This is a genomic window from Spirillospora sp. NPDC000708 (genome assembly GCF_040299565.1).
Classification (GTDB): domain Bacteria; phylum Actinomycetota; class Actinomycetes; order Streptosporangiales; family Streptosporangiaceae; genus Spirillospora.
In genome coordinates this window covers 69,064-82,057 of record NZ_JBEPCJ010000029.1, presented here as the reverse complement: position 1 = coordinate 82,057, position 12,994 = coordinate 69,064, and the positions used below count along the sequence as shown (strand labels likewise).

The following is a 12,994-nucleotide window of genomic DNA, read 5'->3' as shown; positions in this document are numbered from 1 at the left end:
TGGAGGCGCAGATCGACGTGCAGGCGTTCGTGCAGTGCGGCGGAGATCGTCACACCACGAGGATGGGCCACAATCCCTATAAAGTCAATCGGGAAAGGCTGGAAGACGCCGTCCCGGCCCTGGGCAGCGGTGATACCAGCGGGGGCGGCCCGATCTCCCTCCCCGGAGGCAGGCGGGCGCGGCGCCGGGCGCTCTAGGCTCGCAGCGAGATGAACGAACCACACCGCCCCGGCGCCGGCGCGCGGCCCCGGCTGCTCGCCGGGGTCGCCTCCGCCGTCGTGCCCGGCCACGACGACCCCGCCGTCCCCCTGCTCCCCGGCCGGCTCCTGCTGCGCGCGCCGATCCTCGCCGTCCTGCTCGCCATGACGATCGGCTTCACGGCCGGGTCCATCGCGATCTCCATCTCGGCGTACCACGTGGACGCCGAGGCGGCCTGGCCGCTCGGGGTGCTGATGGCGACCCCGCTGATCTTCGCGGCCCGCTGGCCGCTCGCCGCCTGGCGCATCGCGGCCATCGGGCTGCTGGCCACCGTGTTCGTCCGGCACGGCACCGGCTTCATGCCGTGGCCGGTCACCGCGATCCTCGCGCTGGTCGTCATCCTGTTCTTCGCCGGGATCGGCTGCGACCGGCAGACGACCGTCGGGGTCGGCGCGGTGACGATCGTGGCGGTGCTGCTGCCCGCCGTGCTGTTCGGCATGCCGGGCTGGTTCGGCATCATCCTCGCCGGGATCACCGCGCTCGCGCTGACCTTCGGCGACGCGGTCGGCGGCCGCAGGTCCGCGGAGGAGGAGCTGCGCCGCCGCGAGGAGCAGCACCGGCAGGACCTGGCCCGGCAGGCGGTGCTGGAGGAGCGCGCCCGCATCGCCCGCGAGCTGCACGACGTCGTCGCCCACCACATGTCGGTGATCGCCATGCAGGCCGAGGCCGCCCCGTTCAAGATCCCCGACCTGCCGGACGCCGCCCGCGAGACGTTCGGGGTCGTGCGGGACGCCGCCCGCGAGGCGCTCACCGAGACCCGCCGCGTGGTCGGGCTGCTGCGCTCGGACGACGAGGGCGCCGAGCGCGCCCCGAGCCCGGGCCTGGACCGGCTCGACGAGCTGGCCGCGGCGGCCCGCAACTCGGGGCTGTCGGTCGCCACCGTGGTCGTCGGCATGCCGCGCCAGCTGGACGCCGGGGTCGACCTGTCGGCCTTCCGGATCGTCCAGGAGTCGCTCAGCAACGCGGCCCGGTACGCGCCGGGCTCGCGCGTCCACGTGGAGATCAAGTACGGCCCCGAGGCGCTCGCGGTGACCGTCGACGACGACGGCCCGCGCGGGGTCCCGGACGGGTCGCAGGGCGGCGGGCACGGCCTGGTCGGGATGCGCGAGCGCGTCACCATGCTCGGCGGGACGCTGTCGGCCGGCCCGCGCCCGCCCGCCGGCTGGACGGTCGCGGCCGAGCTGCCGTACGGGGACTGATCGTTCCCCGTAGGGTGGCATCGTGACGATTCGGGTGCTGATCGCCGACGACCAGGTGATGATCCGCGACGGGCTCGCGGCGCTGCTGTCCTCCGATCCGGAGATCGAGGTGATCGGGCAGGCGGGGAACGGGCGCGAGGCCGTGGACATGGCCCGCGCGCTGGATCCGGACGTCGTGGTGATGGACATCCGGATGCCGGAGATGGACGGCCTGGCCGCGACCGCCGAGCTGATCGGCGCGCCCGCCGGGACCGACGGCGGGGACCCCGCCGACGTGCGGCCGAAGGTCCTGGTGCTCACCACGTTCGACCTGGACGAGTACGTCTACGAGGCGCTCGGCGCGGGGGCCAGCGGGTTCCTGCTGAAGGACGCCTCGGCGGCCGACCTGGTGACCGGGGTGCGGGTGGTGGCGGCGGGCGACGCGCTGCTCGCGCCGTCGATCACGCGGCGGCTGATCGGCGACTTCGCGCGCCGGCGCCGCCACCAGCGGCCGAGCCCGACGGCGACGGCGGGCCTCACCCCGCGCGAGATGGACGTGCTGCGGCTCATCGCGCGGGGCCTGTCCAACGCCGAGATCGCCGCCGAGCTGGTGCTCGCCGAGCAGACGATCAAGACGCACGTCGGGCACGTGCTGACCAAGCTGGCGCTGCGGGACCGGACCCAGGCCGTGGTGTTCGCCTACGAGAACGGCCTCGTCGGCTAGCGCGGCCGTTCCGGGTCCGGTCCCGGCGGGGCTCAGCGGGACGGGTCGAGGACGAGCTTGCCGGTGGTGCGGCGGGCGCGCAGGTCCTCGTGGGCGCGGCGGACCTCCGACAGGCCGTACTCGCCGCCGCCGACCACGCGCAGCCGTCCGTCGGCGGCCAGGCCGAACAGCTCGTCCAGCGCGGCGCGCATGACGTCGCCGGGCAGCTGGAAGACGTGCGCCAGCCACATGCCGGCGATCGTCGTGGAGTGCGACATCAGCGTGGCGGGCCGCACCGGCGACGGCTCCTTGCGGGAGGCCATGCCGTAGAAGGCGAGCCGGCCGAACGGCGCGAGCGCCTTCAGGCTCTGGTCGGTGACGGTGCCGCCGGTCATCTCCAGCACGGTGTCGACGCGGCGGCCGCCGTTGGCCTCGATGAGCGCGTCCTTCAGGTCGGGCTCGTTGGCGTCGATCGCGACGTCCGCGCCGAGCTCCAGGGCGAGGTCGCGCTTGTCCTTGGACGAGGCGGTCGCGATGACGCGCCCGGCGCCCCAGGCCTTGGCGAGCTGGACGGCGAGGGTGCCGACCCCGCCGGCGGCGGCGTGCACGACGACCGACTCCCCCGGCGCCAGGTGCACGCTGCGCCGCAGCAGCACCCACGCCGACGCGCCCTGCACGATCATGCCGAGTGCGGTGACGTCGTCGACGGCGTCCGGGACGTCCCAGGCCAGCGCCTCGGGCGCGACGGCCTTCTCGGCGTACCCGCCGGTGCCGACGAGCGCGACGACGCGGCGGCCGTCCGGGGCGGTGCCGACGACCTCGCCGCCCGGCACCATCGGCAGCGTCGACTCCGACAGGTAGCTGTTCTCGGCCTGGTGGGTGTCGGCGTAGTTGATGCCGGCCCGGGAGACGTCGACGAGCAGGTGCCCGGGCCCGGCGACCGGGTCGGGCAGCTCGGTGACGGTCAGCACCTCGGGACCGCCGAACTCGGTGATCTGGATCGCGCGCATGACTCTCCTGTTCGGTGCGTGGGCGCCTTCGTGCGGGGCGGGCGGGCTCAGCGCGGGCCCGGGACGCCGCGGAACTTGAACGGCTCGGACGGGCGGCCCGGAACGACGTACCACGCCTCGCCGGCGCCGTCGGCCTCCAGGATCCGCATGAACGCCTCGACGACGTCGTCCACCTGGAGGATCGGGAACCCGCTCTCCTGGAGCCGCCCCTTCATCTCGCCGAGGATCGCGGTGTCGGCGAACGACGGGCACAGCGCGTTCACCCGGATGCCCTCGGGCAGGTAGGTGGGGCCGAGCGCGCGGACGAGGCCGACGACCGCGGCCTTGTTCGCGCCGTAGACGGGGTCGAAGGGCGTCGCGGTGAGCGCGGCCATGCTGGCGGTCGCGATGATGTTCCCGCCGCCGCGGGCGCGGATCGCGGGCAGCGCGGCGTGCACGCCGTAGACGACGCCGTCGAGATTGATGCCCATGGCGCGGCGGTACACCGCGGGGTCGAAGTCCTCGCCGAGGTCGCCCCCGCCGGCGACGCCCGCGTTGAGGAACGCGACGTCCAGGCCGCCGAAGCGCTCGACGGCGGCGGCGACGGCGGCCTCGCTGTCGGCGGGCTCGCGGACGTCGCAGCGGACGAACGCGCCGTCGAGCTCCTTGGCGAGCGCGCCGCCGGCCTCGGCGTCGACGTCGGCGAGCACGACCCGGGCGCCCTCGCGGGCCAGCCGGCGCGCGACCGACGCGCCGATGCCGTTGGATCCGCCCGTGATCAGCGCGACCTTGCCCGTGCCGTCGAAGGCTGCCATGGGGACTCCCTCCCAAGTAACTGACTCGTCAGTTACTCTAGCGGAATGGACTTCGGTTTGAGCGAGCGGGCCCAGGAGCACCTCGGCCGCCTCCAGGAATTCATGGACTCCCACGTCTACCCCGCGGAGCCGGTGTACGCGGCCCAGCGGGCGGAGCTGCGCGAGCAGGGCCGCGAGCACTACGTCCCGCAGGTCGTCGAGGACCTCAAGGTCGAGGCCCGCAAGCGCGGCCTGTGGAACCTGTTCCTACCCGACAGCGAGGACCCGGCGCACGGCCTGAGCGTCACCGACTACGCCTCGCTCGCCGAGGTGACGGGCCGCTCCCCCGGCCTCGCGCCCGAGGCGACCAACTGCGCGGCGCCCGACACCGGCAACATGGAGGTCCTGCACCTGTTCGGCACGCCCGAGCAGAAGGAGCGCTGGCTGAGGCCGCTGCTGGACGGCGAGGTCCGCAGCGCGTTCGCGATGACGGAGCCGGACGTGGCGAGCTCGGACGCCACCAACATCTCCACCCGCATCGAGCGCGACGGCGACCACTACGTGATCAACGGCCGCAAGTGGTGGATCAGCGGCACCGCCGACCCGCGCTGCAAGATCATGATCGTGATGGGCAAGACCGACCCGGAGGGCCACCCGTACCGGCAGCAGTCGATGGTGCTGGTGCCGATCGACGCCCCTGGCGTCGAGGTCGTCCGGCCGCTGCCCGTGTTCGGCTACCAGGACCAGCACGGCCACTGCGAGATCACCTTCACCGACGTCCGCGTCCCGGTGGAGAACCTCGTCGGCGAGGAGGGCGGCGGCTTCGCGATCGCGCAGGCGCGCCTCGGGCCCGGCCGCATCCACCACTGCATGCGCGCGATCGGGATGGCCGAGCGGGCGCTGGAGCTGATGTGCGAGCGGGCGGCGTCCCGCGTGGCGTTCGGCGGGCCGCTCGCCAAGCAGGGCGTGGTGCGCCAGCAGATCGCCGAGTCGCGGATGGCGATCGAGCAGGCCCGGCTGCTCACGCTGAAGACCGCGTGGCTGATCGACAAGCAGGGCGTGCAGGCCGCGCGGTCCGAGGTCGCGGCGATCAAGGTGATCGCGCCGCGGGTCGCGCTGGAGGTCGTCGACCGGGCGATCCAGGTGCACGGCGGCGCCGGCGTCAGCGACGACACCCCACTCGCCGCCATGTGGGCGGGCCTGCGCACGCTGCGCCTCGCCGACGGGCCCGACGAGGTCCACGTGCGCTCGGTCGCGCGCGCCGAACTGGGCAAGTACCTCGGGAAATGACCGGAGGCACGGGGGACGCGGGAACGCGCGGGACGGTGCCCGCCGGCACGGAACCGGCGGGCACCGAGCCTGCGGAAACCGGGCCGGCGGGCGCGGAGCCGGCCGGTACGCGGCCGGCGGACACCGGGACCGCGGGAACCGGGCCGGTCGTGCGGCGGCGGATGCCGTACGCCCGGCGGCGCGAGCAGCTGCTCCAGGTGGCGCTGGCCGAGTTCGGCCGGCGCGGCTACCACCTCACGCAGATGGAGCACGTCGCCGCGGCGGCGCAGGTGTCCAAGGCACTGCTGTACCAGCACTTCGTGTCCAAGGAGGAGCTGTTCGCCGAGGTCACGGAGGCGATCGTCGGCGAGCTGACGGCGCGGCTCAACGAGGCGGTGCCCGCCGCGCACGGCACGGCGGGCGGCATCCGGGCGATGATCCGGGTGCTGTTCGACTACGCCACCGAGGAGCCGGACGCGTGGTCGCTGGTGGTCCGGCACCTGGACAAGCCGGAGGTCGGGCTGGAGCTGCGGGAGCTGCGCGACCGGCTCGGCACCGCGTTCGCCGACCTGCTGCTGCGCCGCCGCCGCGCCGACCCGAAGCTGTCGCCGGCCGCACTCGCGGTGAACGAGCGGCGGGCGCGGCTGCTCGTCCCGCTGATGTACGGGTCGATGCTGTCGATGGTGTCGTGGTGGCTGGAGCATCCCGACACGCCGCGCGAGCGCGCCGAGCAGATGGCGCTGGAGTTCATCTGGCTCGGCCTGGACCGGCTGCGCACCGGCGAGCGGCTGCCCCGGGAGTGACGGCCGGACCGCGGCGGTAGGCCGGGGCCCGCGGCGGCGGCGCGGACGCGGGCGGGCGGTCAGCCCGCGGCGACCGGGCGGCCGAAGACGTCGTCGCGGGCGAGGTCCAGCGCGGTGAGGACGGCGCCGCGCAGCACCGCGTCCCCCTCGGGCACGGCGGCCGGGCGCACCACCGTGGCGGCCGGGCTCAGCTCGGCGAGCCGGTCGGCGACCAGCCCGGCGAGGCGGTCGCCGCCGCCGCGCCCGAGCGCGCCGCCGAGCACGACGAGGCCGGGGTCCAGGACCGCGACGAGGGCGAACACGCCTTCGGTGACCCGGTCAGCGAGCGCCTCGGTGTCCAGGTGCCCGGCGGACGCGACCTCGACCGCGTGGCAGAGGTCGCTGCCGCCGAAGCGCAGCATCCCCACCTCGCCCGCGCCGCCGGACGCGCCGCGCCGCAGCCGCCCGTCCAGCACGATCGCGGCGCCGACGCCGTCGTCCAGCCACAGCAGCGCGAAGTCGTCGTGGCCGGGGGCCGCGCCGTCGCGGTGCTCGGCGACGGCCGCGAGGTTGACCTCGTTCTCCACGACGACGCGCGCGGACGTCCGGTCCTGAAGGGCCCGGCGCAGGTCGGGGCGCCAGCCGGGCATGTCGCCGTCGGTCACCAGGCCGGTGCCCGGATGGATCAGGCCGGGGGTGCCGACGACGACGGCGTGCAGGGCGGTGCCTCCGGCGGCCTCGGCGACCGCCTCCGAGATCAGGCCGGGCAGGTCCGGGGCGTCGGGCAGCGGACGCGACGACGAGCCGGCCGGGTTCTCGGCGAGGTCCGCGACGGTGACGTGTACGGCGTCGCGCCGCAGGTCGACGCCCGCGACGTGGGCGCGGCCGGCGACCAGGCCGTAGAGCCGGGCGTTCGGCCCGCGCCGGTCGGCGCCGGTCTCCCCGGCCACCTCGATCAGCCCGTCCGCGCGGAGCCGCTCGACCAGGTCGGAGACCGTCGGCCGGGACAGCCCGGTCAGCGCGCGCAGCTGCGGGGCGGTCAGCGGGCCGCGTTCCAGCAGCAGGTCGAGGGCGAGCCGGTCGTTGATCGCGCGGGCCATCGTCGGGTCGGCGGTCTTCACGAGCCCCATGGTAGTGAGCGGGGCCGCCCGTGGCCGCTTTTCATCAGGAAGCCTGCCTGTTAGTTTATCGGGCATGAGCCGTCCCCATCGCGCCATCGCCGCCGTCTTCGCCGTGCACGGCGCCGTCGCGGGCACCCTGGCGACCCGCATCCCCTGGATCCAGGACCGCCTCGGCCTCGGCGCCACCGTCCTCGGGCTCGCCCTGCTCTGCCCGTCCATCGGCGCGTTCGCGACGATGCCGACCGCGAGCCGGATCGCGCACCGCATCGGGGAGCGCACCGCCACCCGGCTGCTGATCGCGTACTGGGCGGCGGTCCTCGCGCTGCCCGCCCTGTCGCCCGCGCCCGGCTGGCTGTTCGCCGCGATGCTCCTGTACGGCATGGGCGCCGGCATGTCGGACGTGGTGATGAACGGGCACGCCGTGTCGGTGGAACGGCACCTGAAGAAGCCGATCATGTCGGGGCTGCACGGGCTGTGGGCCGTCGGGAGCCTCGCCGCGGGCGGCGCCGGCATCCTCGCCGCGCACGCCGGAGTGGACGCCCGGATCCATCTCGGGGCGGTCGCGCTCGTCCTGCTCGCCGCGGGCGCCGCGGCGGGCCGCGGCCTCCTGCCCGACCGGGCGGGCGCGGCGGACGCCCCGCCGCCGCGCCGGTTCGCGCTGCCGAACCGGGCGGTCGCGGCGATCGGCGTCGTCGGGTTCTGCGCGACGTTCGCCGAGGGCGCGAGCGCCGACTGGTCGGCCGTCTACCTCACCAAGGTCGCCGGCGCCGGCCCCGGGCTCGCCGCCGCCAGCTTCACGGTCTTCATGTCGTGCATGGCCGGGACGCGGCTCGCCGGCGACCGCCTCGTCCGCCGGTTCGGCCCCGCCGCGGTCGTCCGCTGCGGCGGGTCCGTCGCGGTGCTCGGCGGCGTCCTGGTGGTGGCGGCGCGGGACGCGGTGCCGGGCATCGCCGGATTCGCGCTGATCGGCGCGGGCGTCGCGACCGTCGTGCCGCTGGTGTTCGCGGCGGCCGGCAACGCCGGGAACACGCCGGGCGAGGGCGTCGCGGGTGTCGCGACGATCACCTACCTGTCCGGGCTGACCGCGCCGGCGGTGACCGGCTGGGCGGCGGGCGCGCTGTCCTACCCGGCCGCGTTCGCGCTGATCACCTGCATCTGCGCGCCGACGGTCCTGCTGGCCGGCGCGCTGCGTCCGCGGCCCGCCCGGCTGCCCGAGTCCGCCGCGCCGCCCGTCCGGGAGCTACGCGCGTGAGAGGCGGGTGAGGGCCTCGGCGGCAGGCGACCCTGGCGTCGCGTAGTGCACCAGGACGCTCTGGTCCGGGTCGTTCTCGACGTTGATCTTCATGTAGCGGAGCGTGACCTCGCCGAGGTCCGGGTGCCGGAACCGCCGCTCGGACGGGGTGAACGGCGTGATGTCGTGCGACTCCCAGAACGCGCGGAACCGCGGGCTGGTCGCGGTCAGCCGCGCCACGAGCCGCTCGAAGCCGGGATTGCCGACCTGCCGCCCGGCCTCGTTGCGCAGCAGCGCCGTCAGCCAGCGGGCCTCGGCCTCCCAGTCGACGAACCGCTCGCGCATCCAGGCGCTGTGGAACATCAGCCAGACGACGTTGAGGTCCTCGCCGGACGGCCGCTCGGGCATGCTGCGCAGCAGCGCGTCCAGCGGGGCGTTCCAGGCCACGAGGTCGAAGCGGCGCGTCACCACGTGGGCGAGGTTCGGCTCGACCATCGCCAGCAGGTCGCGGACCTCGCGGGTCACCGTCGCCGGGCCCGGCGGCTCGGCGGCGGGCTCGCCGGCCAGCTCCAGCAGGTGCCGGTGCTCGGCGTCGCCGAGCCGCAGCGCCCGGGCGAGGCTGTCGAGGACCTGCCGCGACACCCCGTTGACGCGGCCCTGCTCCAGCCACGTGTACCAGGTGAGGCTGACGCCGGCGGCGGCCGCGACCTCCTCGCGCCGCAGCCCGGGCGTCCGGCGCCGCGGTCCGGGCACGATGCCCGCCTCCCGCGGCGTCACCCGGCCGCGCCGGGACCGCAGGAAGTCGCCGAGTTCCCGGCGGCGTGCGTCGGCGGTCGGTGCGGGCACGACCGGTCACCTCGCTTCGTGTATGCCTGTTAGCCGCGTTAATAGCGTTAACAGTAGTCTTGTCCGGCCCGGCCGGGGGGCCCAGCATCGGCTCCATGAGCACTCGAACCGTACTGATCACCGGGGCGGCCGGCGGCGTCGGCGGCGCGGCCGTCCGCAGGCTCGCCGGACTCGGCTGGGACGTGTACGCCGGGATCCGGCGCCCGTCCGACGCCGGCCGGCTGCCCGCCGGGGTCCACGCCCTGACCATCGACCTGATCGACGAGGAGACCGTCGAGGCCGCCGCCAAGGAGATCGCCGCCCGCACCGGCGGGCGGCTTGACGCGCTGGTCAACAACGCCGGCGTCATCGTCGAGGGACCGGTCGAGCTGGTGCCGCTGGAGGACTGGCGGCGGCAGTTCGACGTCAACGTGGTCGGCCAGGTCGCGATGGCCCAGGCGGTGCTGCCGATGCTGCGCGCCACGAAGGGGCGGGTCGTCAACGTGGGCGCCGTGAGCTCCCGGATGAGCGGGCCCGCGTTCGGGCCGATCGCGGCGTCGAAGGCGGCGCTGGCGTCGGTCACCGAGGCGCTGCGGGTGGAGATGCGCCCGCTGGGGGTGAAGGTCAGCGTGATCGAGCCCGGCCTGCTGGACACCGAGATCTTCGACAAGTCCGGCGCCTCGCGGCGGGCGACCGGCTGGCGCGGCGACGCGGACGCCCAGCGCCTCTACGAGGGCGTCACCGCGAAGATGGCCGAGTTCGGCGCCCGCGCGAAACCGGGGCCGGTCGACTCCGCCGTGAAGGCGATCGTCAAGGCGCTGACGGCGCGCCGCCCGAAGGCGCGCTACCTGGTCGGCCGCGACGCCCGCATGATGGCGACCCTCGCCCGGCTCCCCGACCACACGAGGGACCGGCTGCTCCTCCGCACGGTCGGCATCAACGCCGCGACCTACCGCGCCTAGGCATGCGAAAGGCCGGGGACGCCGTGCGTCCCCGGCCTGTTCACGCGTTGAGCGCGGGCCTTAGAGCGGGTAGACGCCCTCGGCCTGCGGGCCCTTCTGGCCCTGGGTGATCTCGAAGCCGACGCGCTGGTTCTCGTCGAGGCTGCGGTAGCCGTTCGTGGTGATCGCCGAGTAGTGGACGAACACGTCCGGGCCGCCGCCGTCGGGGGCGATGAACCCGAAGCCCTTTTCGGCGTTGAACCACTTCACGGTGCCTTCGGCCATGGTCTTTCTCCTCTGGGTGTGACCACCGGGCCGCCGGGCGGCGGACCGGGCTGCAAGCGGACTCATCTCACGTCCGCCGGTCACCCGGAGAAACGGAGAACGCCCGTCGTCTTGAACTTCTACGGGCGTTTCGTAGAGCAAACGTTCGAGACTGCCTGACTGGCCGCCGCGCCTGGCCGGTCGCGGCGACAGGATCGAACCTACCCCATACGGGGCCGCCCCGAACCCCGACACACCTAAGTCAGATCATCCAGTGCCACGGCCGCGCGATGGCAGTCGTGGAACGTGCAGTAGAGCGGGACGGGCGCGAACCGCACGACGTCCGGTTCGCGGGCGTCGGCGACCACGCCGTGGACCCGCGCGAGCCGCCGGACCAGCCCCCCGGCGTCGGCCACCCGCAGCGACAGCTGGCTGCCGCGCGCCGCCGGGTCGTCCGGGGTGATCACCTGGACGCCGCGCAGCGGGGCGAGCCGCGCCGCGAGGTAGCCGGTGAGCCGCTCGCTGCGGGCGCGCAGCGCGTCCATCCCGACCCGGTCGAAGATCTCCAGGGAGGCCAGCACCGGCGCCAGGGCGAGGATCGGCGGGTTGGACAGCTGCCAGGCGTCGGCGGACGCGGGCGGCGCGATGTCGGGGTCCATCCGGAACCGGACGGACGGCTCGGTCCCCCACCAGCCCGACAGCTTCGGCACCGACGGGTCGGCGACGTGCCGCTCGTGGACGAAGCAGCCGGCGACCGCGCCGGGCCCGCTGTTGAGGTACTTGTAGGTGCACCAGGCGGCGAAGTCGACGTCCCAGTCGTGCAGCCGCAGCGGGACGTTCCCGGCGGCGTGCGCCAGGTCCCAGCCGACGACGGCGCCGGCGGCGCGGCCCGCCTTGGTGATCGCGGCCATGTCCATGAGCTGGCCGGTCAGGTAGTTGACGCCGCCGAGCATCAGCAGCGCGACCGTGCCGCCCTCGCGCTCGAGGAACGCCAGGACGTCCTCGGTGCGCAGGGTGTCCTCGCCGGGCCGGGGGGGCAGCCGCACGACGGTGTCCGCCGGGTCGAGGCCGTGGTGGACCGCCTGGCTGGCGACCGCGTACGAGTCGGACGGGAACGCCGAGTCCTCGATGACGATGCGGGTGCGCGCCCCGGACGGCCGGTAGAAGCTCGCCATCATCAGGTGGAGGTTGACCGTCAGCGAGTTCATCGCGACGACCTCGTGCGGCAGGGCGCCGACGAGGCGGGCGGCGGGCTCGCGGAGCAGCTCGTGGTAGTCGACCCACGGGCGGCGCGCCTGCGTGTGGCCCTCGACGGCGAGCCGGGCCCAGTCGTCGAGCTCCTCGCGCAGGCGGCCCGCGACGGCCTTCGGCTGGAGGCCGAGCGAGTTTCCGGCGAAGTACGCCGCCTCCGGGTACGCGCCGCCGGGCGCGGGCGGCACGAGGAACTCCTCGCGCAGCGAGGGCACCGGGTCGGTCTCGTCGAGCCGGAGCGCCTCGCGCTCCGCGGCCTCCTGTGCGGCGCTCACGACGCGCTCCCGGTGACGGCGGTGCCGGTGACGTCGGTACTGCCGACGTCCGTACTGCCGACGTCCGCGGCCTCGGCGGAAGGGGCGGGAACGGCGGCCTCCGCCGGGGCGGCGGTCGCGAAGAACGCCCGCGCGTTGCCGCCGAGCAGCTTTGCGCGGTCGGCGTCGTCAAGGCCGGGGCACTCGCGGATCGTCGCACCGGGGTCCTGCTCCCCCAGCGGGAACGGGTAGTCGGTGCCGAGCATGACGCGCTCGGCGCCCATCACCTCGACCAGCAGCCGGAGCGCGCGCGGGTCGAACACCGCCGAGTCGACGAAGAACCGGTCGGTGTACTCCGACGGCGGACGCGGCGAGTCGGCGCGGACGATGTCGCGCCGGTGCCAGGCGTTGTCGGCGCGGCCGAGCGTGAACGCGAAACTGCCGCCGCCGTGGCAGAAGCACAGCCGCAGCGACTCGGGGATCCGCTCGAAGGCGCCGGACAGCATCAGCGCGAGGATGCTCAGCTGCGTCTCGGCGGGCATGCCGGACAGCCACGGCAGCATGTGGCCCTGCATCCGGTCGGCGCCGAGCATGTCCCATGGATGCGCCAGCACGGGCAGGCCGATCCGGGCGCAGTGCGCGAGGAACTCGGTGATGCCGGGGTCGTCCAGGTTCCGGTCGCCGACGTGGTTGCCGATGTGCACGCCCCGGTGCCCGGCCGCCGCCGCCCGCGTCGCGACCTCGCAGGCCAGCGCCGGGTCCTGCAGCGGGACCTGGCACAGCGGCAGCAGCCGGTCCGGCGCGTCCGCGCAGTAGGCGAGGATGCGGTCGTTGACCAGGTCGCACCAGTCGGCGGCGCGGGACGGCTCGGCCGCGTACCCGAACATCAGCGGGGTGGACGAGACGGCCTGGACGTCGACGCCGGCGGCGTCCATGTCGGCCACCCGCCGCGCGGGGTCCCACAGCCCCTCCTCGACCGGGCGGTACTCCCGGTCGCCGCTCATCATCATGCCGGTGCCGTCGCCGTGGACGCGCAGCCACGGCTCGTCCCGGTCGGCGAGCGTGCGGCCCTCGGCGCGGCCGAGCCGGGGGAAGACATGGGCGTGGACGTCGATGACTGTCACTGGAGCTCCG

The 12,994-nt window shown here is 74.9% G+C and carries 13 protein-coding genes; 6 read left to right on the top strand and 7 right to left on the bottom strand.

Going from position 1 to position 12,994, the window contains the following annotated elements:
• The first annotated feature begins 209 nt into the window (after window positions 1-209).
• Together ABT299_RS21810 and ABT299_RS21805 are read left to right on the top strand one after the other, a co-directional pair.
• Complete coding sequence (locus ABT299_RS21810; RefSeq protein ID WP_190856532.1) at window positions 210-1,457, top strand: sensor histidine kinase; 1,248 nt, start codon at window positions 210-212, stop codon at window positions 1,455-1,457.
• 22 nt (window positions 1,458-1,479) lie between these two features.
• Window positions 1,480-2,160 carry a response regulator gene (locus tag ABT299_RS21805; RefSeq protein WP_190856531.1) on the top strand — a complete coding sequence of 227 codons (681 nt, stop codon included), beginning with the start codon at window positions 1,480-1,482 and terminating at the stop codon, window positions 2,158-2,160.
• A gap of 32 nt (window positions 2,161-2,192) precedes the next feature.
• Here the strand turns inward: ABT299_RS21805 and ABT299_RS21800 are convergent, their stop codons facing one another.
• The gene (locus tag ABT299_RS21800; RefSeq protein ID WP_500251805.1) at window positions 2,193-3,149 is read right to left on the bottom strand and encodes a quinone oxidoreductase family protein; all 957 of its coding nucleotides are present in this window, start codon (window positions 3,147-3,149) and stop codon (window positions 2,193-2,195) included.
• Between the two features lie 47 nt (window positions 3,150-3,196).
• Window positions 3,197-3,943: an SDR family oxidoreductase gene (locus ABT299_RS21795; protein ID WP_190856529.1), complete on the bottom strand. Its 747-nt coding sequence runs from the start codon at window positions 3,941-3,943 to the stop codon at window positions 3,197-3,199.
• Window positions 3,944-3,988: 45 nt separating this feature from the next.
• Here ABT299_RS21795 and ABT299_RS21790 point away from each other — a divergent pair, with 45 nt between their 5' ends.
• On the top strand, window positions 3,989-5,212 hold the full coding sequence (locus tag ABT299_RS21790) for an acyl-CoA dehydrogenase family protein (RefSeq protein WP_500251804.1): 1,224 nt from the start codon (window positions 3,989-3,991) through the stop codon (window positions 5,210-5,212).
• Window positions 5,209-5,994: a TetR/AcrR family transcriptional regulator gene (locus ABT299_RS21785; protein WP_500251803.1), complete on the top strand. Its 786-nt coding sequence runs from the start codon at window positions 5,209-5,211 to the stop codon at window positions 5,992-5,994. The genes ABT299_RS21790 and ABT299_RS21785 overlap by 4 nt, the downstream gene beginning before the upstream one ends.
• 59 nt (window positions 5,995-6,053) lie before the next feature.
• On the opposite strand, the gene ABT299_RS21780 is transcribed toward ABT299_RS21785, so the two are convergent.
• Complete coding sequence (locus ABT299_RS21780) at window positions 6,054-7,094, bottom strand: ROK family transcriptional regulator (RefSeq protein WP_500251802.1); 1,041 nt, start codon at window positions 7,092-7,094, stop codon at window positions 6,054-6,056.
• Between the two features lie 73 nt (window positions 7,095-7,167).
• Between ABT299_RS21780 and ABT299_RS21775 the strand changes: the two genes are divergently transcribed.
• A complete protein-coding gene (locus ABT299_RS21775; RefSeq protein ID WP_500251801.1) occupies window positions 7,168-8,346 on the top strand; it encodes an MFS transporter in 1,179 nt (392 codons plus the stop codon).
• Here the strand turns inward: ABT299_RS21775 and ABT299_RS21770 are convergent.
• Entirely contained in the window at window positions 8,335-9,171 is an 837-nt protein-coding gene (locus ABT299_RS21770) for a helix-turn-helix transcriptional regulator (protein ID WP_500251800.1), read from the bottom strand. The genes ABT299_RS21775 and ABT299_RS21770 overlap by 12 nt on opposite strands.
• A 95-nt stretch (window positions 9,172-9,266) precedes the next feature.
• On the opposite strand from ABT299_RS21770, the gene ABT299_RS21765 reads away from it, so the two are divergent.
• The gene (locus tag ABT299_RS21765; RefSeq protein ID WP_500251799.1) at window positions 9,267-10,112 is read left to right on the top strand and encodes an SDR family NAD(P)-dependent oxidoreductase; all 846 of its coding nucleotides are present in this window, start codon (window positions 9,267-9,269) and stop codon (window positions 10,110-10,112) included.
• A gap of 60 nt (window positions 10,113-10,172) precedes the next feature.
• Here the strand turns inward: ABT299_RS21765 and ABT299_RS21760 are convergent, their stop codons facing one another.
• The 3 genes from ABT299_RS21760 to ABT299_RS21750 form a co-directional block, all read right to left on the bottom strand.
• Entirely contained in the window at window positions 10,173-10,376 is a 204-nt protein-coding gene (locus tag ABT299_RS21760; protein ID WP_067639228.1) for a cold-shock protein, read from the bottom strand.
• Window positions 10,377-10,612: 236 nt separating this feature from the next.
• Window positions 10,613-11,881, bottom strand: a complete 1,269-nt coding sequence (kynU, locus tag ABT299_RS21755) for a kynureninase (RefSeq protein WP_500251798.1) — start codon at window positions 11,879-11,881, stop codon at window positions 10,613-10,615.
• On the bottom strand, window positions 11,878-12,984 hold the full coding sequence (locus ABT299_RS21750) for an amidohydrolase family protein (RefSeq protein ID WP_500251797.1): 1,107 nt from the start codon (window positions 12,982-12,984) through the stop codon (window positions 11,878-11,880). Before ABT299_RS21750 ends, kynU begins: the two co-directional genes overlap by 4 nt.
• Window positions 12,985-12,994 lie beyond the last annotated feature (10 nt).

Coding starts and splice junctions, on each gene's coding strand:
- ABT299_RS21810 (WP_190856532.1), top strand. CDS start 210: ATGAACGAACCACACCGCCCCGGCGCCGGCGCGCGGCCCCGGCTGCTC.
- ABT299_RS21800 (WP_500251805.1), bottom strand. CDS start 3,149: ATGCGCGCGATCCAGATCACCGAGTTCGGCGGTCCCGAGGTGCTGACC.
- ABT299_RS21795 (WP_190856529.1), bottom strand. CDS start 3,943: ATGGCAGCCTTCGACGGCACGGGCAAGGTCGCGCTGATCACGGGCGGA.
- ABT299_RS21790 (WP_500251804.1), top strand. CDS start 3,989: ATGGACTTCGGTTTGAGCGAGCGGGCCCAGGAGCACCTCGGCCGCCTC.
- ABT299_RS21785 (WP_500251803.1), top strand. CDS start 5,209: ATGACCGGAGGCACGGGGGACGCGGGAACGCGCGGGACGGTGCCCGCC.
- ABT299_RS21775 (WP_500251801.1), top strand. CDS start 7,168: ATGAGCCGTCCCCATCGCGCCATCGCCGCCGTCTTCGCCGTGCACGGC.
- ABT299_RS21765 (WP_500251799.1), top strand. CDS start 9,267: ATGAGCACTCGAACCGTACTGATCACCGGGGCGGCCGGCGGCGTCGGC.
- ABT299_RS21760 (WP_067639228.1), bottom strand. CDS start 10,376: ATGGCCGAAGGCACCGTGAAGTGGTTCAACGCCGAAAAGGGCTTCGGG.